Source organism: Chitinivibrio alkaliphilus ACht1, from assembly GCF_000474745.1.
GTDB lineage: Bacteria > Fibrobacterota > Chitinivibrionia > Chitinivibrionales > Chitinivibrionaceae > Chitinivibrio > Chitinivibrio alkaliphilus.
In genome coordinates, this window is record NZ_ASJR01000028.1 from 1 (window position 1) to 25577 (window position 25577).

The 25577-nt window shown below is 47.0% G+C and carries 17 protein-coding genes and 1 pseudogene; all 18 read right to left on the reverse strand.

All coding sequences use genetic code 11. The features are described 5' to 3' along the window. Positions 1-350, reverse strand: a 350-nt coding sequence (locus CALK_RS10455; RefSeq protein WP_155851858.1) for a response regulator, incomplete at its 3' end; no start/stop codon positions are given. Between the two features lie 103 nt (positions 351-453). Continuing rightward, complete coding sequence (locus CALK_RS10460) at positions 454-858, reverse strand: response regulator (RefSeq protein WP_022637637.1); 405 nt, start codon at positions 856-858, stop codon at positions 454-456. Between the two features lie 34 nt (positions 859-892). Continuing rightward, positions 893-8761 carry a PAS domain S-box protein gene (locus tag CALK_RS12950; RefSeq protein ID WP_022637638.1) on the reverse strand — a complete coding sequence of 2623 codons (7869 nt, stop codon included), beginning with the start codon at positions 8759-8761 and terminating at the stop codon, positions 893-895. Between the two features lie 151 nt (positions 8762-8912). Further along, the gene (locus CALK_RS12390) at positions 8913-11684 is read right to left on the reverse strand and encodes a PAS domain-containing hybrid sensor histidine kinase/response regulator (protein ID WP_022637639.1); all 2772 of its coding nucleotides are present in this window, start codon (positions 11682-11684) and stop codon (positions 8913-8915) included. Positions 11685-11789: 105 nt separating this feature from the next. Further along, entirely contained in the window at positions 11790-12236 is a 447-nt protein-coding gene (locus CALK_RS10475) for a response regulator (RefSeq protein WP_022637640.1), read from the reverse strand. Between the two features lie 58 nt (positions 12237-12294). Then, positions 12295-14109 carry a PAS domain-containing sensor histidine kinase gene (locus CALK_RS12395; protein WP_052569262.1) on the reverse strand — a complete coding sequence of 605 codons (1815 nt, stop codon included), beginning with the start codon at positions 14107-14109 and terminating at the stop codon, positions 12295-12297. 5 nt (positions 14110-14114) lie between these two features. Continuing rightward, positions 14115-15584, reverse strand: coding sequence for a PAS domain-containing protein (locus tag CALK_RS10485; protein WP_022637642.1), 1470 nt, complete (start codon positions 15582-15584; stop codon positions 14115-14117). Next, positions 15581-17551, reverse strand: a complete 1971-nt coding sequence (locus CALK_RS12400) for a response regulator (RefSeq protein WP_022637643.1) — start codon at positions 17549-17551, stop codon at positions 15581-15583. The genes CALK_RS10485 and CALK_RS12400 overlap by 4 nt, the downstream gene beginning before the upstream one ends. A gap of 258 nt (positions 17552-17809) precedes the next feature. Then, a complete protein-coding gene (cysK, locus tag CALK_RS10495) occupies positions 17810-18766 on the reverse strand; it encodes a cysteine synthase A (RefSeq protein ID WP_022637644.1) in 957 nt (318 codons plus the stop codon). Then, positions 18763-19635 (reverse strand): ABC transporter ATP-binding protein, encoded by an 873-nt coding sequence (locus CALK_RS10500; RefSeq protein ID WP_022637645.1) that lies wholly within the window; start codon positions 19633-19635, stop codon positions 18763-18765. Before CALK_RS10500 ends, cysK begins: the two co-directional genes overlap by 4 nt. Further along, positions 19632-20459, reverse strand: a complete 828-nt coding sequence (locus CALK_RS10505; RefSeq protein WP_022637646.1) for an ABC transporter permease — start codon at positions 20457-20459, stop codon at positions 19632-19634. The genes CALK_RS10500 and CALK_RS10505 overlap by 4 nt, the downstream gene beginning before the upstream one ends. Further along, positions 20452-21411 carry an ABC transporter substrate-binding protein gene (locus tag CALK_RS10510; RefSeq protein WP_022637647.1) on the reverse strand — a complete coding sequence of 320 codons (960 nt, stop codon included), beginning with the start codon at positions 21409-21411 and terminating at the stop codon, positions 20452-20454. Before CALK_RS10510 ends, CALK_RS10505 begins: the two co-directional genes overlap by 8 nt. A 12-nt stretch (positions 21412-21423) precedes the next feature. After that, positions 21424-22383 (reverse strand): ABC transporter substrate-binding protein, encoded by a 960-nt coding sequence (locus CALK_RS10515; protein ID WP_022637648.1) that lies wholly within the window; start codon positions 22381-22383, stop codon positions 21424-21426. Between the two features lie 30 nt (positions 22384-22413). Further along, the gene (locus tag CALK_RS10520; RefSeq protein ID WP_022637649.1) at positions 22414-23544 is read right to left on the reverse strand and encodes a hypothetical protein; all 1131 of its coding nucleotides are present in this window, start codon (positions 23542-23544) and stop codon (positions 22414-22416) included. Positions 23545-23626: 82 nt separating this feature from the next. Further along, entirely contained in the window at positions 23627-24142 is a 516-nt protein-coding gene (locus tag CALK_RS10525) for an RBBP9/YdeN family alpha/beta hydrolase (RefSeq protein WP_022637650.1), read from the reverse strand. Between the two features lie 58 nt (positions 24143-24200). Beyond that, positions 24201-24665: an RrF2 family transcriptional regulator gene (locus CALK_RS10530; protein ID WP_022637651.1), complete on the reverse strand. Its 465-nt coding sequence runs from the start codon at positions 24663-24665 to the stop codon at positions 24201-24203. A gap of 223 nt (positions 24666-24888) precedes the next feature. Further along, positions 24889-25236: pseudogene (locus tag CALK_RS10535) on the reverse strand (ATP-binding protein); the annotation flags it as partial. Between the two features lie 44 nt (positions 25237-25280). Further along, positions 25281-25577 (reverse strand): transposase (locus tag CALK_RS10540; protein WP_193352779.1); only part of this gene is annotated, 297 nt, incomplete at its 5' end.

Genomic DNA, 25577 nt, shown 5'->3' on the forward strand with positions numbered 1-25577 from the left:
CTGGCCCACAATTCATTCATGTCATAGGGCTTTTTTATATAATCATCTGCACCTGTATTGAGTCCTTCAATGACGTGTTTTATATCCGCTCTACCAGTAAGCAGTATGCTATACATGGGGTACTTTTTAGAATAATCATTTTTCACAATCTGGCATAATTCCGCACCAGACGTATAGGGCATTTCCCAATCAAGAAGTAAGAGACGGGGACCATCTGCTTTTTGGAGTAACTCTTCAGCTTCTTTTCCATTATGCGCAAGTGATACAGTAATGCCATTATGTTCGAGATAGTTCTGTAAGAGTACGTTGGACACGTTGTCATCGTCGGCTAATATCATATCGTATTTCATACTATCTCCATAGTAATACCCTGCAATCTTGTAGTCTACTTTTCCAATATCATGCACGGCAATGTCTTTTTAAGTATTAGTTTAGCATCCCGTATTTGTGACGTCAAGATGCACCCTGTCCCTGTTGTATATCTTTCAAAAGCAGATCGAGTTTTTCTTTCTCGATTGGCTTTATGAGATAGCCGTCACAGCCGTTTTTATACGCTGTCTCTACATTTGTTTTGTCCCTGAGTGCTGTGGTCATGATGATTTTTGCTCCTTTGCCTGCAGGGACATCAAATGTTTGTTCCATATCTCTTATGTGTATCAGCGCTTGCTGGCCGTCTAAATCAGGCATCATGATGTCAAGGCATATGAGGTCATAGGGCTGAGACGTTTTAAGAGCTTTTTCAACTGCCTTTATCGCCCCTTTTCCGGTTGCTGCAAAGTCACATTGACCATATTCTCCCAAATATTCAAGCAAAAACATGGCACTTATCATTTCATCCTCAACAACAAGTATCTTCATACTATCCCCTTTTCTGTATCTCTTACAGCCACCCTTAGTTCTCCAAAAGATCTTTCACAATCTCCCACTCTTTTTGCAATTCTTTGTTCATTTCTTGCAGTTTCGCCATATTGTCTTCCGCAGAAGCCAATTCTTCCATAGATTGTGCGATCTCTGAAAAGCGTGTACACGTTAGGTTTGCTGCTGCTCCCTTAAGCAGATGAGCATACCTTCGAATATCATCAATCTTTTCTGCATCAATCGCTTCATTGAGTAGCTCTATTTTCTGTGGAAAATCACGTAGGGCAATCTCTATGGTCTGCATCAAAAGCTTTTCCTTCCCAAGGGTTCTTTCCAAAAACTTTTCTCTGGAAAAATGGACGGAGTCCTCGTCCCCGGCTTCCGGTGTATCGCTTTTTTGATCCGCTGCCGGTGTGTCCTTTGTGTCAGGCCAGTATTTTGTGAGCATGGTTCGTAGTTTTTCTTTTTCGATGGGCTTAGTTAAAAAATCGTCCATGCCCGCCGAAATAGATTTCTCCCGTTCCTCCTTTAAGGCTCCTGCCGTAAGGGCAATGATGGGAATATGACCACCCAGCTCTTTTTCCAGGGCACGAATCTCCCGTGTTGCATCGTTCCCATCCATTTCCGGCATTTGTATGTCCATTAAAATTATGTCCGGTGTTATTTCACGGGCAAGCTGCACCGCCTCAATACCATTGACCGCTTCATGGACAGAGGCCTTTGGAAATAATCGGTCAATATGAGCTTTTATTAAAGTCATGTTCAATTCAACATCTTCAGCTATGAGTATCGTGGCACTTCCGGAACCCTCTGCCGTACCCAGAGGAGCATCCAATATCTTCGGTTGATTTGGAGTGGCCTGCGGATCGTGCAACTTGCAGAGATAGGAATAGAGGTCGGTGCTTTTGACTGGCTTGATAAGCCGAAAACGAACCCCCAGCTCATCATATTGCTCGTAGAGTTTTTCATCATCTGCTGAGGAGTGAAGGAGGATAATCGGTTGTTTTTCCGTGGAGAGGTGTAGTTTTTCCCGAATCATACGAATGGTTTCAAGACCATCAATATAGGGCATATGGTAATCACAGATAATCACATCAAAGGGCTTTGATGTTTCAAGCAATTTCAGAGCCGTAAGACCGTTGTCACAGGCTTCACTGGTGATATCCCAGTTTTTCAGCATCCCCTCAAGAATGAGACGATTATTCGCATTATCGTCGATAATCAGGCAGCGCTCTATATTTTCAATTGAATCTGTTTCATCCATTTCTCCATGCTCCGTTTCCGCAACAAATTCAAAGTAAAATGTGGTTCCTTCGCCCTGTGTACTGTCCACCAGAATCTTTCCTCCCAGCTTTTTGGCAATAAGATCGGAGATAATGAGGCCCAAACCGGTCCCCCCAAATTTACGTGTGGTGGAACTGTCTGCCTGAGAAAATGCCTTAAATAGCTTCTCTTTCTGTTCTTCCGTAATACCCACACCGGTATCCCGTACAAAGAAGGAGAGTTTTCCCCTGCCATCCTCGATATCCTCATACTGCACTTTGAGCTCCACTTCACCTTCGGTGGTAAATTTCACCGCATTGCCCAAGAGGTTTGCAAGAATCTGCTTAAGGCGTATGGGGTCAGTTACGGCAAAACGGGGCATAGCTTGATCGATATGCAGGAGCAGTTCCAGGTTCTTTTCCCCCGCCTGGTATTTGACAATATCAATACTGTTTTCCAAGAGCTCAATCATATCGGTTTGTATCATTTCCAGGTGGAGCATGCCCGCTTCAATCTTGGAAAAGTCTAAAATATCATTGATGATACCCAAAAGTGTATGCCCCGATACATTGGCATTATCTACATACTGCTGTTGCAGGGGAGAAAGGGGAGTGCTTTTGAGCAGATCGGTAAAACCGATAACTCCGTTTAAGGGTGTGCGGATTTCGTGACTCATATTGGCAAGAAACTCTGATTTTGCGGCGCTGGCCATTTCTGCCTCTGCGGCCATAGAGTTAGCCTGTGCCGTTGCTATTTCAAGCTCATTGTTTATTTCGCGCATTTCTTCTTCCGCCTCTTTGCGTTCGGTGATATCCTGGTGGGTCCCAAGCATGAGAAGCGGTTTTCCATCTTTCGTCCAGGTCACAACTTTTCCACGATCCAGTACCCATACCCATTCACCGTTTTTATGCTTCATGCGCGATTCGTAATCGTAGTATGACCGCTCTCCTCTAAAATGTTCTTCAAGCTGTTTTTCACTTCCCTTAAGATCATCCGGGTGGGCCAAATTCATCCATGTTTCTATGGAAACCGGACTGATTTCATCAAGGGTATATCCGACGATTTCTGCCCAGCGCTCGTTGAAGACTGTTTCTCCGGTCTGAACATTCCACTCCCAGGTACCCACATGGGTTCCCTCAATGATACCGGCAAGTCGCAACCGCTCAGATTCAAGGGCCTGTTCAGACTCTTTTTGATGGGTTTGGTCGTACATATATCCACGAATTGCCGTCAGTTCTCCCGTGTCATTCCGAACCAGTTTTGTAAAATCATAGAACCAGCGATATTCGCCATCCCTGCATTTGAGGCGATAGGACTGTTCGTAGGTGTCTATATGGTTGGAGATATTATGACTCACCTCTTCACCTATCCGCTCAATATCGTCGGGATGTATGAGTTCTGCATATTTAAATTCATCGGACTGCATGTATTGAGGAGTGTAGCCGAGAACCTCCTCAACATTGCGCGACACATTGCGTATCGGCCAGTTGTCGACGGGATCCCACTCTATGGTGAATACCGGGCCTGCGGTGAAAAGATCCCGTTCGTAGAGAAGGGCTGCCTCCGCCTCTTTGCGTTCGGTGATATCATACCCGACAGACTGAAGTTCAGTTACCCGATTGTTTTCACTGGAAATAACATAGTCAGTCCACTCCTGCCACGTGATACTGCCATTCGGCATAATTGCCATGTGCTCGTAGGTAATAGGTTCATTGGTTTCTTTCAAGGTCTTTATATGCTGTAATATCCCCTCCTGCTCTTCCTCCGGAACAAGATTGAGAAAGGGAGTCCCAAGCAGTTCTTCTTTGTTTGTTCCAAAGGCTGTGCAGTAGGCTTTATTTACGAAGGTAATGGTGGTATCAGGGGTAAAACGGCAGATCATCTCTTTTTGTGTGTTTAAAACTGATTCGTACTCCATTTTAAGTTTTTTCAAGTCTTCTTCTGCCTGCTTGCGTTCGGTGATGTCCCGTCCAACTCCCTGTATTTCAACAACGGTATCGTTTTCGTCGAGAATTGCCGTATCTTCCCAGGAGAGCCAGCGCCACCCCTTTTCGGTGAAGGCGCGTTGTTCAAGGGTTACCCGATAAGGAGGTGTGAAGAGCTTATCCATTTCCCTCATGGTATTCTCTCTGTCGTCTTCGTGAACAAGGGGAGTAAAGGAGTTACCTAAAAGTTCTTCCTGGTTTTTTCCAAAGGTCTTGCAGTATGCATTGTTTACATAGGTGAGTCGATTATCCGTATCAACTCGTACAATAAGATCCGTTTGAGATTCAATGAGCCCTTTGTACCGTTTTTCACTCAACGCCAATTGTTCACGATTCTCTTTCTCTTCAGTAATATCCCAGTTGGTACCGATGACGTTCACAGGATTTCCGTGGGAATCAAAGAGTACTTCTGCCAGCCCTCGAATATGATGTATAGAACCATCTGGCCACACTATGCGAAACTCAGTGTCAAATTTATTTTCCCCTCGCAGAGCTGCCTGGACCTCATCATTGACCCGTGCCAGATCATCCTGGTGGGTGTATGCCTCCCATGCCTCATAGGCATTGGTAAACTGCTCTCTGCTAATACCATAGAGCTTGTACATCTGATCGTCCCAGGAGAGGCTGTTTTTCACCGGATCAAATTCCCATACCCCAACACCACCTGCTTGTGTTGCCAGGGTTAACCGGGTTGTCGCAGAGTGTAATTTCTCGCGTGCTTCTTTCTTGAGCAGAGTTTCTCCCAGAAGTTGAGCCAATAGTCTCAGGTTACGAATTTCGCTTCTATCCCATGTACGCCATTCTGTGACTGCATCAAAGCCGATAAATCCCCATATTCGGTTGTCAGTGACGATAGGCACGCACAGGAGGGACTGTATATTCTGGCGAGTGAATTCCTCTTTCTCGGCAGCTGCCCCTGCGGGAAGCTGAGATACAAGGGGTATATGCACAGTATGGCCGGATTGTATTTGCGACATGAACCAGGGAAATAAATCAACCCGCTGGTTCTGTATTTGATCCATCTGAGACGGTATACCATGGGCACACCACTCGTGGGTGTTTGTCATGGTCTCGTAATTTGGGGAGAATATAAAAAGATAGCTGCGATCGATATGAAAGGTGGTACCAATTTTTTTGAGAAGGGTGTGTATATCTGTATCATAGGTCTCTTCTGTGGTTTTTACAAATTGTGCTGCTATCTCGGAAACAATTGTCTGAAATGACAAGTTGTATTCCAGGGCTTCCTCCGCGTGCTTGCGCTGGGTGATGTCAATATTGGTTCCTGTCCAGCGAATAGGTTGGCCGGCAGAGTCTTTTTCAATCTCTCCACGGGTTAATATCCACCGCCAACTACCATCTTTTGCCTGAAGGCGATGTTCTACCTCATAGGATTTGCTTTTTCCATCCAGATAGTCATTGATATGTTTCTCTATTCGATCAACATCGTCAGGATGCCAGAGGTTTTGCCAACCAGAAAATTTATTGGGGATTTCGTGGTCTTCATAACCGAGCATTTTCTTCCACTGTTCGGAGAAAAACACAGTATTGTTGATCATATCCCAGTCCCAAAGACCGACACCAGTACCTGAAATCGCAAGATTATATCGTTCTTCACTGATTTTGAGTTCTTCCTCCGCTTGCTTGCGGTCGGTAACATCAAGAATAAACCCGTCCAGATACTGAACGTGCCCATCCTCATCCTTTATGGCGATTCCCTTTTCATAGACCCAGCGAAGAGATCCGTCCTTATGGCGAACCCGATATTCTATTTCCCAGGGTGCATTTGCGTGTATTCCAGCTTCAACTGATTGAGCAACAAACTGCTGGTCATCAGGATGAGTAAGCTCACCATAGGACGTTTTGGCATTGCCAAGGAGTTCTTCTGCGGTATATCCGGTAATACTGTCAATCTGAGTTGTTAGAAACAACATTGTCCAGTCTTTATCGGCCTTACAGCGGAAGGTGATACCGGGAACATTGTTTACCAGAGACTGGTATTGTTCCTGGCTCTGCCGGAGTTTTTCTTCAGTATCCTTCAGTTGTGATATATCAACTGAGACACCAAGGGTTCCTTTCAAGTTGCCATGGGAGTCTAATAATGGCTCTACGGTGAAGAGGGCGGGGAATACCTCCCCATTTTTTCTGATTAGCTTCGGCTCTATGGTGAATCCTTCGTGAGTTTTTTCAAGCTTTTCAACATATTCTGATAATAGTGCCGCTTCTGCGGGCTCATGTAATGTCGCTACCGGAGCGCCAATCATTTCCTCTTGGGAGTATCCAAAAATTTCTTCTGCACCGGGACTGAATTCTTCAACAACGGCATGAAGATCTGTTACAACGAGTGCAACGGATCGGGCCGACTCAATTACAGAACGAAGCTTTTGCTCGTTTTCCTGGAGGGTTTTCTCCATTTCTTTTTGCTCTGTAATATCAAGGGATAAAATAAAAACCCCCTGCGGCACAGGCTTCATACGTAATTGAAACCATCTTTGAGAACCATCTTCATATGCGAATAGATTTTCTAATATTTCAGAGGATTTATCTTCCATGCATGTTTGTATCTTTGCAAACATGTCTGTTATTTCAATGCCGGGATACACATCCGCCATTTTCTTTCCTACAAGCTCTTCTTTTGTCTTTCTACCTTGCTTTTCAGCGGTATTGTTGATAAATAAATACTCATAGTTTTTACCTATTATTTGACATCCTTCGGTCATCGTTTCAAATAACGTACGATATCGTTCTTCTGATTCGCGTAGTTGTATTTCAGCATTTTTACGCTCGGTGATGTCGCGGTAATACCAGATTCTTCCATAATACTCATCATGAGTGCCAAAGGTAGGAGAGGAATACCGTTCGAGTATTTTTCCGTCCTTGAGATATATCTCGTCATAACTTTTTTCATGCTTGTTTTCAGATAGGTCATGAATCCGCTGGGCAAATCCATCCGGGTCAGTTAGTTTGGGAAGGACATGCTCTAATGCCTCTTCTCCGGACTGTTCGGACATAACACTATCAGGGATGCCCCAGATATCGGCAAAACGCTGATTGAAAAACCTGATCGTGTCTTTCTCATCTACAAAGAGAATGCCGTCCAGGGAAACCTCCATCTGAGTTTTCATGAGAGCATTCTGAAACGCGAGCTCTCTCTCGTGCTGTTTTTCTTCGGTCACATCCACCTGCACACCAAAATGACCGGTGATCCGCCCCTTCTCATCATAGAGACAGATGTAATCCCCTTTGATTATAATAGGCGTTCCATCCATTTTTTGCTCATAGGTTTCTACATGCCATTTGCCCTTGTCAAATAAACCAGTCCAGATCTCTCTTGCGTGTTCAAGGTCATGCTTGAATAACTCCCGAACAGTAATGCCCACAAACTCCTTTTCTCGTGCCCCGTACTGATCCAGCATTGCTTGATTCACCCGTGTCATCTTTTGGCGATCCAGTACATATTCGATCATTTTCTTTTTGTCTGTTTTTTCGTTCCATTCAATGGGTTCATCGAGCATGCACATAAAAAATCCGTGCAGGGACTGATTGAAGAACATATCAATCTGCTGTTTGTCCGAAAGAAGCTGTCTTTCAGATAGTACCTTCTCCGTCACATCACGGGCTGCGGCATAAATAACATTTCCTTTCGGATGTGAACGCCACTCGATAAAGCGGTAGGAACCGTCCTTGCATTTATATCTATTGGTAAATTCCAGCACATCGTCGCCCTTGCCAAGCTTTGCCATGGCGCCCAGGGTGGCGTCCATATCGTCAGGGTGAACAAATTCCAGGAATTTTCTGTTATTCAGCTCCTCTGTGGAATAGCCAAGTATGCGGCTCCATGCCTCATTGGTCTTGATGAAATTTCCTTCTATATCGGCAATACAGAGCAGATCAAGATTGACCGAAAAGAATGCTTCCAATTCTTCTGTCTGTTTTTTACTGGCTGTAACATCTCTCTGAACTCCTACAAAGGAGATGATTTTCCCAGATTCATCCGTGATTGGCTGTACCTTGTACTCACAATGGAAAAGACCACCATCTTTTCGACGGTTTATTGATGTACTCTCATACACCTTCCCGGATGATACCGTCTCATAGAGTTCCTGCTGTATCTTCTGTGACATGGCTTCGGCATTAAATATATCCGGACTTTTTCCTATGAGCTCTTCCGGTGTGTATCCATAGAGCTTTTCGGCGGCACTGTTTATGTAGGTTATTTTGAACTGCGTATCGGTAACAACAATTGAATCATTCACATTTTCAACAATTGTGCTTTTAAATCTCAGGTTTTCTTCTTTTTGTTTACTGGCCGTAATATCAATAAACATGGTCGTAAAAAAGAGCTTTTCCGTGGAATAGACATGCACCCGGTACCATTTATTCAGAGGCTCACTGTACTGCTCAAACTCCTTTTCTCCACCATTAAGGGCGACCTCTCCATAATAAGAAATCCAGTCAAACTCAGCTTTTTCGATGCCGGGAATGGCATCAGTGACCGTTTCCCCTATTATGGCATCAGCCTTGACCCCCGTGAGTTTTTCAAAGGTGCCATTGACTTCCAAAAATTCATAGTCAACGGGTGTTCCGCTCTCATCAAGAAGAATACGGTGGTGGGCATAGCCCATGATGGGGCTGTTTAGAATTGGGTTGTTTTCCATTTGTATTCTCCTCTCATTTACTGTCGGTACACATCATACCATGATTGCATTGCTGGTGAAACAAATCATCTTTTGGGGATATATTTGAGAACGCCGTAGTGCCTCATGTTGCACGGAAATGTCCGCCCTATGTATGGAAATGCATCATATCTCATGGGCGACTTCCTCGAATAGAGACCAGTATCTCCACCAACTCCTCTTTCCGAAATGGTTTGCTCAAAAAACCACTCACACCCTGTTTTTTCAGCTCTGCCATGTCCTCATTTTTGGCAAAACCAGATGAAATAATGATGGGGATATCCGGGCGAATCTTGCGTAGTTTATAGAAGGCTTCGCGGCCCCCCATGGTTGGCATTATCATATCAAGGATCACAACATCGATCTCGTGTTGTGCTTCCCGAAAGGTTTGGACCGCTTCTTCACCATTGGTGGCACAGATTACTCCATACCCGATACTGCGAAGGTGTGAGGTTGCGACAACACGAATGAGCTCCTCATCATCCACCACAAGCACAGTCTGTCCAGAGGCATCGGTGAGATCTTTCTGTTCAATGGTTCTGCGAACGGTCTCGCCGGTTACCGGCAGATAGATATGAAAGACCGTGCCCGTTCCCACTTCAGAATAGACCGTTACAACGCCCTGGTGTTCCTGTACGGTGCCAAACACCGCGGAAAGCCCCAGACCAGTCCCCTTGCCGGAATCCTTGGTGGTAAAAAAGGGCTCAAAGATACGTGCCTGCACCTCTGATGACATACCACACCCCGTATCGCTTACAGATATGTCAAGATATTCACCGGGGGTAATATCGAAGGGGGAGACCTCACAATACTCTTCATCGAGAATGAGGTTTTCCAGTGTAAATGTCAGAGTTCCTCCCTCGGGCATGGCATGAGATGCGTTTATTCCAAGATTTACAAAGACATTTTGGAGGAGCGCATCATCACCGATCACGGATGTTTGCAGAGCACTGTTTTCGACAGATACTGTAATGCTTTTATCAATGGTGTGCCGGAGAAGCTCAACTGTTTCCTCCACAATGTGAGCACAGTTTACCGCACTGCTTACTTTTGCACCTGTGCGGGAGAACGTAAGCAGCTTCTTTGTCAATCTACCGGCTCTGTCTGCGGCAGTTATAATCATATCAATTAATTCATCATGCTTTTCGGGAGAGTTTTTTCCACTTTTGAGCAGTTCTGCAGCCCCCAGAATTCCGCCAAGGGCATTGTTGAAATCGTGAGCCACTCCTCCCGCAAGCTGCCCCACGGCATCCATTTTTTGAGATTGGTGGAGTTCTTCGGTGAGTTTAGCCTGTTTTTCGTCATCCCTGTGTTTCTGTGTCATATCAATATGGGTTCCTACAGTGAGATCAGAGGGAGTGCCATCATCATTTCTCAGTGTCTGCCCACGAGACCAGATCCAGACGTCACTGCCGTCTTTATGTATCATGCGAAAGTAGTTTTCATACATTCCCTGTGAACCGCCACTGAGGTAATCGGCAAAATGACCGGATGCCCGGTCCCGGTCATCGGGATGAAGCAACTCAACCCATACCTCCTTGATATTCTCAGAACCATCCATCGAAAATTCCTCAGGATCATATCCCAGCATAGTGAAGTATTCAGGACTGCACCAGAGGTAATTTGAATCCCTGTGATACTCCCACGCTCCGGTGTTTGAAACGGATATGATAGATCGGAAGCGTTTCTCACTATTAATCAAGGCAAACTCAGCTTGTTTTCGCTCAGTAATATCCAATAATATACCCTGAAATTCCATAATGGTACCATCAGAACCACGAATCACCGTGGTGCGATCTTCAATCCAATGTATTGATCCATCTTTTCCAATGATGCGATACTCTTGATGATACGTATCGATATTTCGGGATGTATAATTTTCAATCTCTCGATTCATTTGTTCTAAATCATCAGGGTGCACTATTGAAGCATGCTGCACCCGTCCACTTAAAAAGTCATCGGGGGAATAGCCAAACTGGATAATGTTTCCTGAAACCATACTCACTGGCCAGCCCTCTTCATTTCTCCACGTAACAGAAATAACCTTACTATTTTCAACAACCAAATGAGCCTGTTTGAGTTCTTGCACTGTCGCAGTATTCAATTCGTGCAATTTCACCTGTCGTTCATTGTACTCCATGAGTATCACCGCGCTTATGGAACTCACGACAAAAAATACAAGAGCTGCAACCACAGAATCCGGGGAGTACAATGTGTTGGCAATAAACGGAAATGTTCCTGTTACGAAAATAGAGATACAGAGTACATAGATGCACCAAAACAGCGTCCCAGCGCCAAAACAGAGTGCCAGTGTTTTTCCCTTACGGTGAGCCCAAGAAATAGGGGGAAGACCGAATACACGCCGTACCATATTTGTTTTATGCAGTGCAACAACAGCCATAATAATGGCAAATATATTGATAGGCCCCTTTGTGGAAATGGCTTTCAATGCTCCTTGTGAAATGGAGGTCGAAGCATCGGGATACCAGATTGGAGGATTCAAAGCCAGCAAGGGGGGGTAGGTGAAATAGATACACAGTCCCCAACAAAGAGCATAGAGTAGGCTCACTAAGAGTATGTGATTCCACCACCCGGGATTTCGCCTTCGCATTTCCGCGAAATACCCCATATACACATAGAGGAGTATGTACAACACAACTGATGCGATATTGGCATACCCATTTCCAGGCCAGAGCAGAAATGGGAAGAATCCACCGAGCCCCAGGAGACCACTGAGTAAGCCGTAACGTGCCCCATACAGTAGTGCTACGAGAAGAGGAAGTGCAAACCCCCAATGAAGGGTGATGCGTGTGTTTTCCATGATCACATCAAAACGCAGTCCTGAAACCCACAACCCCACAAAGCCAAAAATAATTGCAGTCCAAAATTTTCTATCTACCTTCATAGAATCTCCCCTAAACGTAGCATGTGCGGTGCTCATGACGTATGTACCCCTTCGCCCAACATCTCCGCCAGCTCCTCTGTATGTACAGCCTTTGCCACGGTGTCATTATTCATCTCCTGTGATTATGGGAACCTGTACGATGGAAAGATAGAGCCCAAGCTGTCTGATGGCCTTCACAAAGGCATCATATTCCACGGGCTTGGTGATATAACTGTTACAGCCCATTTCGTGACAATGGGCCACCTCACGTGGATCGTCGGTGGTGGTAATCATGATTACCGGTATTTTACAGAGCTCATGATCATTCTTAATTTTTTCGAGCACCTCGGTGCCGTCCATTTTGGGCATGCGTATGTCAAGCAGGAGTACGTAGGATGTATTTTGTTCCCGGTGGGGCCCCTCACCTTGTCTGAAGAGAAAGTCATGCACCTCCTGCCCGTCTTTGAAATGTATGACCGGGTTGGCAATACCTGCCCGGGAAAGGTTTTTACGAATGAGCTGCGCATGTCCCGCATCGTCCTCGGCTATGAGGATACGTACTTCTTTTTTCATCGGTGTTGCTCCTTGTAAAGAGTTCATTGGGGTCCCCTTCATTCTATATATTTGCGTTTTATGGTGTCGTTGTAGCGCGGGGAAGAACTACGGTGAATTCACTGCCCGTTCCCACTTCTGAATGTACCCGTATTTCTCCCTTGAGTCGTGTAAGCATCTGCTGTACCAGGGTGAGTCCGAGGCCCTCACCGTCTGAAGTCTCTGGTGAAAGCCGGTGAAAAAGCTCGAAGATATGCGTACGATGATTCTCGGCAATACCGATGCCGGTGTCAGCAATCCGGTATTTCACCGTGTGTTCTTCAACTTCACCATCTATGGTTATTTTCAGTGGCCGATGGGGATCACGGTACTTGATGGCGTTGTCGATGAGATTGGAAAATACCTGGGTGAGCTGTACGGCATCACCGCGGCAGGGGGGCAGTTTCTGTATGTATAGTGTAATGTCTGCTTCTTGTATGACAAAGGCAAAGGATTCCCGTAGCCGTGCGAGACAGGTGTTCATATCTACATCCTCAATTTTCAGAGCGGCCCGTCCCAGGCGCGAGAGACGAAGAATGCCTTTAAGGAGTGTATCCATTTGTGCGGCGCTGGTACGGATATGTTCGATAGAATTTTCCATGTTAGAAAATTCTCTTCGCAGGGCTGCTTCCAGGGGGGCTCTTTCTGTGGTGCTCTCCAGTACTGCTGTGATATCTTCCATAGAGTAGGCTATCTCACGGCTGAACCCATCCACATTCACCAAGGGTGAACGCAGGTCGTGGGAGGCGATATATAAGAGCTGCTCAAGTTCTTTGTTCTTTGCAGCTATGAGGGATTGATATTCTTTTGCTTCACTGATGTCAGAGGTTATGGTGGCAAAACGGTTTTTGTCGGGTGATACCACCGAGATGGCGAAGTGCTTGTCCATGGGAGCGAAATAGGTTTCGTAGTGGTATGGCTCGCCGGTGATGCCTACGCCGGCAAACTCTGTTAGGTAAGGCGCTTCGGGCGTAACGTACACCTCGGTTGCCAATTTTCCCACGGCATCCTCCCGTGGTATACCGGTGATGCGCGTGAAAGCGTCGTTGCAGTCGGTGATGCGGTAGTTCACCGGCGTGCCGGCTTCGTCAAAGACCAGCTCGTGGAGTACAACCATTTCGGTCATGGAGGAAAAGAGGGCAGAAAGCTTTGCTTCGCTTTCTTCCAAGGCCTCTCTTGCCTGTTTTTGCTCAGTAATATCCCGTACAACTGCCATAATTCTATCTTCTCCGGCAATCGTAACAAGTTTAAGCACATTCTCTGAATAGAAAAGTTCTCCGTTCTTCTTTCTGTTTTGCCATTCAAAGACTACGGGGGCCCCCTGCGCAGCTTTCTCTATCAAGGAAGATATGCGTTCGCTGGAATAGATTTCCTTTGGTGCCGAAAGATCCGTCACAGTGAGGTGAGAAATCTCCCGCCGTTCATACCCATACATGCGTAACATGGTATTATTGACATCTACAATTTCTCCGGTGCTAATGTCATGAATAAAGAGGGCATCGGAGATGTTGTCAAATATTTCCTTATAGGTTTGCTTTGCCAGGAGTATTTCCTGCTCATAGGTTTTGTTTTTCGTGATGTCCAGGGAGTATTCAATAACCTGGACAACTTCTCCATGGGTATCGAATACCGGGAAGGCATGGATCTCAACATACTGAGGAGCGCCAGTTTTGGTAAAATGGGTATGTTCTACGGTGAAACGGTCTTTTCTCTTGAGCACCTCCGCAAGAGGACAGGGGTCCTCTTTTCCCGTACAGGGGGTGTCTTGGTTATGAGAGATAGAAAAACAGGTGTGGCCCACAGCAGCAGTACCACCATAGGCGGTATTTGCCATGGCAATGGTGTGGTCTGCCACATTAATTACAGCAAGGGGATGGGTAATGGAATTAATAATGGTGTGTAAGAAGGTGTTTTTTTATGCAATTCTTCCTTTGCTCTTTTTTGATCCGTCACATCACGGGCTGCGGCATAAATAACATTTCCTTTCGGATGTGCACGCCACTCGATAAAGCGGTAGGAACCGTCCTTGCATTTATATCTATTGGTAAATTCCAGCACATCGTCGCCCTTGCCAAGCTTTGCCATGGCGCCCAGGGTGGCGTCCATATCGTCAGGGTGAACAAATTCCAGGAATTTTCTGTTATTCAGCTCCTCTGTGGAATAGCCAAGTATGCGGCTCCATGCCTCATTGGTCTTGATGAAATTACCTTCCATATCGGCAATGCAGAGCAGATCAAGATTGACCGAAAAGAACGATTCAAGTTCATCTGTGGTACTTTTGAGTTGTTTCATGCTTCTGCGCAGGCGGAATACGAGAAGGAGTAAAACCAGACTGATACCTGCCGCAAAAGTCATAAATATCCACGTTCGGCGAATGAGACTTTGTGTAAGGGCTGCTTGTTGAGACATATCTACAAAGGCGCCAACCAAGCCGGCAACATCGCCGTCTATATCATGAAACACCTTCTTTCCGAAAATGACGGGACGATTCTCCCCCTCTGCATCGCGTACGGTGGATTCATATATTTGATGTGCAGGTTCATCCATAAGGTCAAGGTCTGCTTGATGATACTGCTGTGCCATTTCACCTGGCCAGAGGTCGAAGACTGTTTTTCCCACTAATTCCTCGGAAGATACTCCTGTTATTTCACTGAAATAGTCGTTGCTGCCAAGATAGCGACCGTGGCGATCTTTATAGAAAACTGCAACCGGAATGGCTCTGAGAAGGGCATCCTGGAACTGCTGCTGGCGGAGGATTTCCTGCTTTGCTTCTTTTCTTGCAGTAATATCCAAAGCAGTGAAGACTACCCCCTCACTCAGATCATTAGGATTTAGGGGGGTGGATGAAAGAATGATATTTCTAATTTTACCATCTTTTCTCTGCCAGCGGGTCTCCACTCTTCCGGTCCCTTTTTCGGCAATCTGGCGGTATTTCTCTGTTCCAACATACTCGGATTCCTCTTGAGTTGGGTAGAGCATCCGGGCACTCTGCCCAAGAATTTCTGACTCCTCATACCCCGTAAGATCGAGGATATACTCGTTGACCATGACCATAACTCGATTCTCAACCATGCCGATACCGGCAGGAGCAGTTTCCATGATTGTCTGAAGCATTTTCGGAGTATGTTGCATCTTAGAAGTATTTTCTCCGTGCACCGGCAGTGATGTGCTGATAAAAGCACAGAGAGTTATCACAAGGGAGGCCACATTTATGTGTACTGGTTTTTGTATCCTTACAAGGTGATGGCGGAAGGGTATTGCTCTCTGTACTGCTGCGTCACAGTTGGTGCTCCATTTTGTTATCTGTGTATGCAATCGCGGTATTTTCATCTCGGTCCTCCATGAATTGTTGTGAGGATTTTTGCAAGCTCTGTTTGTTGAAAGGGCTTATGGAGTACCCCCTGCACCCCCTGTTTTTTCAGTTCTGACACATCTGCTTGGTTGAAAACCCCTGAGGCTATACCAATAGGAGTATGAGGGCTGATCTCCCGGAGTGCTCTACAGGCTTCCCGACCACCCATGACCGGCATATGCAGGTCGAGAATAATGAGGTCAATTTCATCCTGTCTCTGTCTGAAAATGGAGAGGCCTTCCGTGCCGTTTACGGCACAAATGGTTTCATATCCCATGGAACGAAGCAGTGCTGAAAGTGTGGCTCGGATACTCTCTTCATCATCAATTACTAAGATTGTACCGGAGCCACCTCCTAAACCATCTTCTACGGTCTCTTTCTGTATAGATTCCTCAAACACCGGAAGGTAGATATGGAACACCGTACCTTTTCCTACTTCAGAACTCACCGTAATTTCTCCTTGGTGTTCCTGCACTGCACCGTATACTGCTGACATACCAAGGCCGGTTCCTTTTCCCTGTTCTTTGGTTGTAAAAAAAGGCTCGAATATTCGCTGTGTAATCTCCGGGGGCATGCCACAACCGGAATCACGCACGGAGATTTTTAGATATGCACCGGGGGAAATGTCAAAGGGAGAGGTCTCACAATACTCCGCATCGAGGATCTTGTTTTCAAGGGTGTAGGTAAGAGTACCTCCCTCAGGCATGGCGTGTGCAGCATTAATTCCCATGTTCATAAGGGCATTTTGTAGTATGGAGGCATCTCCTCGTACACAGGTTGTTGTGGCATGAGAATCAATTGAAATTGTGATAGACCGATCAATGGTATGAGATAAGAGGGAGACCGTATCATGCACTATGGTATCTACCTCTAGGGTTTCTTCTATTTTTGTGTCCTGCCGGGAAAAGGTGAGCAATTTACTTGTGAGACCACTGGCACGGTTGGCGGCGGTTAAAATAATATTGACATATTCGTGCTGATCATCAGTGAGGTTTGTCCAATCTTTCAAAAGCTCTGCCGCACCAATTATTCCTCCAAGGGCATTGTTGAAGTCGTGGGCAATGCCGCCGGCAAGTTGACCGACGGCATCCATTTTTTGTGATTGATTGAGCTGTGAACGAAGTGTTTTCTTTTCAGCAATCGCCTTTTTCATCTGTTTCTTCATAGTGGCATTCTCTATGACACGTTCAACCATTGTTGGAATACGATCAATCAGGTTGGTATCCTTAGGTACGTAGTCAGCAGCGCCAAGTTTCATTATTTCCACAGCAAGTTCTTCGTTTCCCTGACCGGTCATCATGATAAAGGGGGGAAGCTCACCGCGTTTTTTCAGGGTAAGCACCACCTCTTTCCCGCAGATATCGGGAAGACCGTAATCAATAAGCAAGAGTGAGGGCGCCAGGGTCTTCACTGAATGAAGCGCTGCTTTTCCACTGGAGGCATGTTCCACGCTGTACCCGACTCTTTTGAGGCTTCTTGCTATGAGGTGGCAAATCCCGGAGTCATCATCTACAACGAGGACTCTCTTTTCTTTCTGGGAGGCATTTTTTTCGGTGTCTCTTTTATGGCGTGCCAGCTCTTGAGAAGGTGATTCTATCTCTACAAACATGGTCGTAAAAAAGAGCTTTTCCGTAGAAAACACATGTACACGGTATACTCGGTTAAGTGGCTGACTATACTGCTCAAAGGTGTTTTCGCCACCTTGAAGGGCAATTTTTCCGTAAAAACCAATCCAATCGAAAGTTGACTGAGTAAGGGCCGGTAGTACCGTTTTAACGGTTTTCCCGATAATGTGAGATGCCGCAAGTCCGGTACACTTCTCAAAGGCCTCATTTACTTCGAGAAACTCGTAGTCGATGGGGATCCACTTCGTATCAAGGATAATACGATGGCGTGCATAGCCGACGATGGGGATTTTGAGCATTGAGTGGGAGATATTGACCACAGGACAGCCTCTAGAGTAAGATCGTATCAGTACAGGGTACCATTTCTATCATGCCGTGTCAATACATTTATCTTACACGGGGAAGGGCGTAGTATGGTGATGAGTGCCAAATTATTGATTTTATGTGTGGTGCAGCAAATCCTGTACGTGTTTTTTTATTCCATGTCTGTCCACAAAAAGCATGATGGATTATGCCTTGGTGAGGAGTAATTTTTTTAATACAAAAAGAGGGCCGGTCGATTGTACGACCGGCGTATCCTATGCGGTGATATCTGCAAGTTGTGTGGAAATATACCGTTCTCCCGAATCGGGGAGGATGACCACGATGGTCCGTCCCCTGTTTTCTTCCTTCGATGCGAGACGCCGGGCAGCTTCCACGGCTGCTCCGCTGGAGATTCCCACCAGAATACCCTCCCTTTGGGTTACCTCCTGGGCAGCGGCAAAGGCATCTTCATTGGTGACCCGTTCCACGGAGTCTATAATTTTTCTGTTGAGATTTTTAGGAATAAATCCGGCACCGATACCCTGTATCCGGTGCGGTCCCGGTCTGCCCCCCGATATGACAGGGGAGGCGTCGGGTTCAACGGCAACCATCTGTACGGAGGGCTTTTTCTTTTTGAGCACTTCGCCGATGCCCGTAATTGTCCCCCCCGTTCCCACTCCGGCGACCACAATATCAACAGCTCCTTTTGTATCCTCCCAGATTTCCACGGCCGTAGTACGGCGGTGTACCTCCGGGTTTGCGGGGTTTTCAAACTGCATGGGGATAAAGGCATTTTGTATCTGTGAACCCAGTTCCTTTGCCCGTTTTACCGATCCCACCATGCCTTCATTTCCCGGGGTAAGAACAAGCTCTGCCCCCAGCATCTGCACAAGCTTTCTTCTTTCTATGGACATGGTTTCCGGCATGGTAAGTATCAAACGATATCCCTTGGCAGCACAGATGAAGGCCAGGCCGATTCCTGTGTTTCCCGAAGTGGGTTCAATGACCACGCCCTGAGGTTTCAGTTTTCCCGCAGCCTCAGCTGCTTCTATCATGGATGCGGCAACGCGGCATTTTACACTGTTGAGGGGATTAAAGGATTCTACCTTTCCCAATATGCGTGCCGGGAGATCACGGGATATTTCCTGCAGGTGTACCAAGGGAGTTGCCCCCACGGCGTCTGTGATGTTCGTGTATATTTTTCCTCTGAATTCAGATGTTTTGCTGCTCATATGGAGTACTCACTTTCATGATCAATGTCATATTTAAACAGTTTTGAAATGCGCTGTTCCAGGTCTTCAAATTCCGGTGAAGAGCGTCTGCGGGGACGCTGGGTATCAACGGTAAATCGATTTCGTATGGATCCGGGGTTTGATGAAAACACCACCACTTCATCAGAAAGATATAGGGCTTCCTGTATGTCGTGAGTTACCAGAATAATGGTAACCCCCGTTGATTCCCACAACTCCAGAAGTTCATCCTGCAGCCGTTCCCTGGTGAGGGCGTCAACGGCGGCAAAGGGTTCATCCATCAATATGATTTTGGGTTCCACTGCTAAGGCGCGGGCCAGGGCAAGGCGCTGTCTCATGCCTCCGGAGAGTTGCGCAGGATATTTGTTGAGGGAGTTTTCCAGCCCCACTTTTTTTAAATAACCCAGGGCTTTTTCCTTTCGCAAACTACGGCGTACCCCCCGCATTTTCAGGGCAAAGACAACATTGTGCAGTACGGTCATCCAGGGAAAGACAGCATAGTCCTGAAAAATCACGGCGATATCATGCTTGGGTGCGTTTCGTATGAGACGGTTTGCAAGGGGAGATAAAAAACGGTATCTCCGGCGATAGTCCTCCATCTCTTTTCGTGTGGCCGGAAGGGGCTCCAAAACACGAACACCGTCAATATAGACTTCTCCTTCCGTGGGAGCCTGCAGACCCGCCAACACCTCCAGAAAGGTTGACTTACCACAGCCCGACGGCCCCAAAAGAGAAACAATCTTTCCACTCTCCACCGTGAGCGATACGGATTGAACCGCCGTCAATCCCTCGGCATTTCCGTCTTCATTTACCACGGAGAAAAATTTTGTTATTTTTCGGGCTTCAATCATGAACGACCTACTTTCCACAGTGCAAGCTTAATCTCAGTATATTTTAATATCTCAATCATCGTCCATCCTATTCCCCCTAAGAGCATCATGCAGGCCACCATGTGGGGGATCTGAAAAAAGTCCTTTGATTCCACAAGAAGAAAGCCGATCCCCGTTCTTCCTCCATTTGTTTCTGCTATGACAAGCATAACCAGTCCCATGGCAACACCGGTCTTGATACTCATAATAATTGCCCCCAGGGAGTGCCAGAAATAGACATTGAGAATGAGGGTGAGCTCACTGGCGCCAAGACTCCGTGCTGAGGCAAGGTAGCGTGGCTCCGTATCCTTTACCGCCTGATAGGTGTTGAAGAGTATGGGATAGAAGGCTCCCAGAAAGATGAGGAAGAGTTGCATGGGAAGGCCCACGCCAAAAAAGATGATGGTAATGGGTACCCATGCCGGGGGCGGCACCGGTGCAAGGAGCTGAAAGAGGGGGAGGATGTGTTTTCTGATAAAGATGTTCCACCCCATGAAAATCCCCAGGGGGACCGCCGTAAAGATGGCAAGGATGAGGCCCAGAAAAAATCGTGTTAGACTGTGACGGGTGTGCATGAGAAGATCTCTATTTGCCAGAAGATCTCCAAAGGCATCTCCAATATCACTCAGGGGGGGGACAAGGGAGGAGGATACCATCTCTGTTCGGGGGAGGAGCTCCCACGCAAGAAGAAGAGGGATGAGGATTGTGATAAACTCCCGGGAAAAGATTGATCCCAGGGAGTTTCGTAAAAATATGCCTCCTTCCCGTAGGAGCAGGTGTGTGCCTTTTCGTTCATATCTATTCATGAATACCTCGTGTATTTCTTTGGGTTGCGGTGTGTCCGGTCAGGCGTGCCTGTCCGGTGAACTCATCGTCAAAACGAACTCCCTCCACCCGTTGTCCGTGTCCCTGATGGCGGATATACTGTTCCAGAGCATGGGACTCTCCGGGGGAAAACTCCGCCAAGGGGAGATCGACATCTCCTAAAAGAGGAAACTGTTGCGCAAGAACCCGGCGTAGTTTTTCCGGTGAAAGGGCCTCTCCCTGAGAGAGGTGGTGCGGGAGAAATTCCGGTGCAAAGGGGGCACTTTCAGCAAGAAGGAGCACCTGTTCCACCTGGGCGGTGATGTTACAACAGTCATCACCGGGCTCAAAATCCCACTTCTGAAAGAGGATCTGATGCCCCTCCCGGGCAAGGGGACCCATGGATGATCCTCGTATGAGGGCTCCGTCCACGGTGCCGCTTGACAGGGCGGGTACCATTGTCTCATAGGGAAGCACCACAAAACGTATATCTGCGATATCGATGTCATAGCGGTGGAGTTCCTCGGCAAAGATGTGCAGCTCTTCGGCCACGGGGGATGATACGGCAAGACGTGTGCCCGGAAGATCCCCCAGACGTATGTCAAGGGATGAAGATATGGCAAGGGTGGCCCCGAAGGGGTACTCGTAGATTCCTCTCACGTGCATAGATCTGCCTGCGGGAGCCTCAAGGAGAAGGGCTGCTTTTTCAGGGGACATGAGGGCAGCATCAATCTCCCCTGCCATGAGGGCATAGCCCACATCATCTTCACCGGAAAAGGGCACAAGGAGAATGCTGTCATTCTCCTGTGCTACATAGAGAGAGGCCGTGACGGCTGATCCCGTATGGCCAACCCGTATTATCGCTTCCCCCGCATTTTTGCGGGAGGTTGCCCTGAATGCTGCAAGGAGTACCACAAGCAGGCAGACAGGGAGGATTTTCATTGCAGTACTCATCATATTCTCCTTTTAATTCCAGGTGATACCCTTAAATTCCTGTGCATAGAGGTCAGTACCGGGATTACTTCTGATATTGCCAAGGCCGATAAGCTCATCGGCAAGAAAGGACAATCCCTCCTGATCAATCTCTGTTTGAAAGAGGAGTCGGTTGTTTCCATTGATGATTGCATCCCGTGGGGATTCTGTATATTCCACGGCAATATCCACAATGTTTTCGGCAACGGGGTCTTCCAGGATAATACGGTTTGCTTCTTCCACTGCTGCGATAAGCGCTTTTGCCGCATCACTGTTGTTTTGCAGAAAGGCGTTGCGGGCATTAATGGTTCTGCAGGGAATATTGGCAGACACTTCCTGAAAGAGTATGTTGTATCCCCGAAGCTCGGCAATACTGGCATGGGGCTCTTCGAGTATGGCCGCATCCACACTGCCGGATTCCAGAGCAGCCAGGGCAGGACCTCCCGCAAGGCGTTCAAGATTAAAGCCTACGCCCTCTTCCCGTGCCGCCACGGTAAGGGAAATTATGGCTTCACAGGTGGGGGAGATGCCGGCTATGCTTTTTTCATCAAGGTCTGACACTGTCTGGATGGGCGAGTCGGGATCCACAAGCAAGACAGAGGTGCAGGGCTTTTTTACCTGAGAAATAATCTTCATGGGAGCTCCATTTGCCACAGCAGCAATGGCCACGGTGGGGCACGACCAGAAGATGTCTGCCTGCCCGGAAATAACAAGATCCCGAGCGGCGTTGAGGTCTAATACATCGACAATCTCCACTGATACACCGTGCTTTTCAAAAAGCCCCAGTTCCTGTGCAACATAGAGATTGAGGTGGTGGGTGGTCTTGGCGTCGGCCACAACAATGGTGGGAACACTGTCTTCGAGAGCCTGTTCTTCCTTTTCCTGCGTACCACGGTTTGCAATAATCACCACGAGGGCGACTATCACAACAAGGATGGGTATTGTTTTTTTCATAGGTCTGTCCTTTCGGTTCTGTTGGTTTTGTTAAAATGAAGCCTGAAAAATTAATTCAGGGGCAATTCTGTCTATGGATTCAATGTGCCGTGCATCATCGTTTCGGGTGAGAAAGTACCGTATGCGCGGTGTTATTTGCAATCTCTCCACGGGGTAGATACTGTATCTGAGATCAAACTGACCGTAGGTGTCGGTGTGATCGGTGCTGTTTGCAGAACGCGTATCCGTGTTGAGGGCGGCATCAAAGTGGAGATCCGTTTTCCTCAGGGGAACGGTGGTACCAAGGGCTGCAAAAATACCGGATTGGGTAAACTCCTCACCGGGGTCTGCGTTTACTTCGTAGTCAAATTGTGCATAGCCAAATCTACTGCGGACAGTGGCGGGGCCTGCCGCAAACTCTGTGGAAGCTCCAAGGCCGAATTCGTGATCCCCCTCTTCGTTGTCCTGGTTATATTCCCGGTTGATATGGAAAAATCCCTGGGGAGTAATGGTGAGGTGATTCAGGGTGAGGGGTAGGTCGAGGGCAAAAAGCTTTGCACTGGGATAGGCCACGGCGTCTCGCGCCCAGTCCGGTTCCCGTCTGTCTCCTTGATCTACCAGGGAATAGGTCAGTCGGGGGGAAAAGGCGATATCACCTTTCAGAAGGTGAGTTTCTACCTGAAACCCCGCAAGGGAGTTGTGTGTGCCAAGATTCCACCCAAGATGTGCGGCACCGGCATAGCTGTCCTGACCGGGGGCCAGGGAGCGCTCAAGGAGGTCAAGGGCGCCGTGACTGGTAATGGGGAGTATCCCGAAATGTGTCGTCAGGTGATCCGTTGTCCACGCTGCATAGGCCTGTTGGAAAAAGGGGTTCGTGCTTCCCGTGGAAAGATTACCCGAGCTTGTATAGGTCACGGGTTCACCGTTGTAGGTGTTATTTCCAATGAGAAAATGAAGGCTCAGGTGGTCGGAGAGGGTTGCCCCTGCACCAAAGCGGTATCCCAAAAGATGGAGATATTCATTTTTCTCATAGGAGTTATCTGCTGTCTCATGTCTGTAAATATTTCCCCTGAAGCGGTAATTGACAAATCCTTCTGTTTCTACGCGCACTCCATTCCCATCTGCAATCAACGGGGTCAGTGCCGTAAGTACTGTTAGAATAGAAAGGTATACTTTTTTCATGGATACATCCTTGTTAGGGTTTGTTTTGTAGTAAAAAGATATATACATACACTTGGTTGGTGTATATTAAAAATGTACTTTTTTAAAAATTTTTAAAACAGGCGTGACCTTCACTCCAGAAGCCGATTCCTGAGTCTGCGTTCAGGTGTCCCCCATTCCGGTGAAACACCGTAGATCCCCCAAGGGATGCGGCAAAGGCGCGGGCTGTTTCAACGCTACTGTAGGGGTCATCCGTGCTGATATGTACCTCAACGGGGATGGAAAGGGGCCGTACCCTCGTGGAAAACCCCGATATTTTTCCCCTGAGCAGGGGAGAGGTGAGATCCGGCGGGGCCACAAGAAAGAGCCCTCCCACCGATAGGTCAGGATCTGATGCAATCCGCGCAGCCACATGGGTTCCCATGCTGTGGGCGATAAGTACAATGGGCGTATCGTGTAGTGTGCTCAGGGTGTGTACTGTTTTTTCTGCCCAGTGGGGAAAGGATACATGGTCCCATGGGTTTTGCTCAATGCGCCGATAGCCGTGTTTTTTCTCCCACAGGCTTTGCCAGTGGGTGGGGGGAGAGCCGCCCAGTCCTGGCAGGGTAAGGATAGTCATGGATGCCTCGCATACAAAACGCGACTTAGTCGCTGTATATTATGCCCTGAAACCAAAATCATATTCCGGCTCCATAGATGAGTTCTTCTTCCACTTCAGAAATGGTTACGGGTTTTTTGTTGAGGAGGTGGCTGAGGGTGGCCTGTTCCATCATCTCCGTACTCATATTTCGTATTTCAAGAAAGAGCCTTCTGAAGCGGCAGGTTGATTCCTGGGAACACTTTTCATACTCCGTGCTGCTGACGCAGTTTATGGGAGAAAGTGTCCCGTCAAAGAGGCGGATAACCCGCGCCATGGTTAAGCGGGAGGGGGGGATATTGAGCTGATAGCCCCCGTCGCGGCCGGCAATGCCCTTCACCCATCCTTCATTCTTCATATCAAGCATTATGTGTTCCAGAAATCGCTTGGGAATATCGTTTATTTGGGCAAGATCACGGATGGTGTGAAGTGTATCCGTGTGGGCATCTGCTGCGAGGGTCATAAGTGCCCGTAGGGCATAATCGCTTTTTTTTGAGATCTTCATGGGGTGCCTCTTTTAAACACACTGACTAAGTCGTGTTTTTAAAATAGTGCCTGCTTTTGGTAAAAGGCAATATAAAAAGAGAATTCCTGATGTTCAGCGACAGTTACTTTTGAGGTCTAACGACAGTTAGAATTGAGTATAAAATAATATTGGTTTTTCGATGTTAGTTGTTCTTTCTGGCATTATTTTCAGATACCTCATTTAAGCTCATATTCATCCTCTTTTAATCCTCCTTCATTTGTTTCCTGGCAACCTCCATTCGATAGCTTTCAAGGTTTAATTCCAGTATCACACTATGATGCACGATGCGGTCAATTGCAGCGGCAGTTGTCATAGGATCTTTGAAGATCTGTTCCCATTTCGAGAACGGAAGATTGCTGGTTATCATGAGAGATCCCCGTTCATACCTGTGCGCCAAAAAGGTGAAGAGCACTTCCATCTCCTCACGGGTATACTGCACATATCCGATATCATCAATAAGCACAGCATCAAATTTATCCATCTTCTTTAGCGCTCTTTCAACCTCCAGTTCTTTCTTTGCATTCAAAAGCTCTTCTACAAGCCTTCTACAGAGCTTTTGTCAAATGTTGTGTAGGGCTCCTTCCATAAAAATAGTTATGCTGCTTTTTTCACCTCCAATCCATCCTTGTATTTTCGTCCCTCTAAAACATGTGGAATGAGTTTGTATCCCAAGACTCTCTGCCATCGTTTTTGAGCAGATTCAAGTAGCTTAAAGACCATTGCAAATGTCGTTGCAGCCGTCCCCATTCCCCGTGTACTGTTTGTTCTTAATCGTACTGTGGCAAAGGTCGATTCAATAGGATTAGTGGATCTTATATGCTTCCAGTGTTCTCGCGGATAGCTATAGAACTGAAGCAATACATCACTGCCTTTCATCAGACATTCAACCCC

Excerpts from the sequence above, each read along its gene's own strand:
- CALK_RS10460 (WP_022637637.1), bottom strand. The coding sequence starts at position 858 with ATGAAGATACTTGTTGTTGAGGATGAAATGATAAGTGCCATGTTTTTG.
- CALK_RS10500 (WP_022637645.1), bottom strand. The coding sequence starts at position 19,635 with ATGATTGAAGCCCGAAAAATAACAAAATTTTTCTCCGTGGTAAATGAA.
- CALK_RS10510 (WP_022637647.1), bottom strand. The coding sequence starts at position 21,411 with ATGAGTACTGCAATGAAAATCCTCCCTGTCTGCCTGCTTGTGGTACTC.
- CALK_RS12950 (WP_022637638.1), bottom strand. The coding sequence starts at position 8,761 with ATGGAAAACAACCCAATTCTAAACAGCCCCATCATGGGCTATGCCCAC.
- CALK_RS10505 (WP_022637646.1), bottom strand. The coding sequence starts at position 20,459 with ATGAATAGATATGAACGAAAAGGCACACACCTGCTCCTACGGGAAGGA.
- cysK (WP_022637644.1), bottom strand. The coding sequence starts at position 18,766 with ATGAGCAGCAAAACATCTGAATTCAGAGGAAAAATATACACGAACATC.
- CALK_RS12390 (WP_022637639.1), bottom strand. The coding sequence starts at position 11,684 with ATGAAGGTAGATAGAAAATTTTGGACTGCAATTATTTTTGGCTTTGTG.
- CALK_RS10530 (WP_022637651.1), bottom strand. The coding sequence starts at position 24,665 with ATGAAGATCTCAAAAAAAAGCGATTATGCCCTACGGGCACTTATGACC.
- CALK_RS10485 (WP_022637642.1), bottom strand. The coding sequence starts at position 15,584 with ATGAAAATACCGCGATTGCATACACAGATAACAAAATGGAGCACCAAC.
- CALK_RS10515 (WP_022637648.1), bottom strand. The coding sequence starts at position 22,383 with ATGAAAAAAACAATACCCATCCTTGTTGTGATAGTCGCCCTCGTGGTG.
- CALK_RS10520 (WP_022637649.1), bottom strand. The coding sequence starts at position 23,544 with ATGAAAAAAGTATACCTTTCTATTCTAACAGTACTTACGGCACTGACC.
- CALK_RS10475 (WP_022637640.1), bottom strand. The coding sequence starts at position 12,236 with ATGAAAAAAGAAGTACGTATCCTCATAGCCGAGGACGATGCGGGACAT.
- CALK_RS10525 (WP_022637650.1), bottom strand. The coding sequence starts at position 24,142 with ATGACTATCCTTACCCTGCCAGGACTGGGCGGCTCTCCCCCCACCCAC.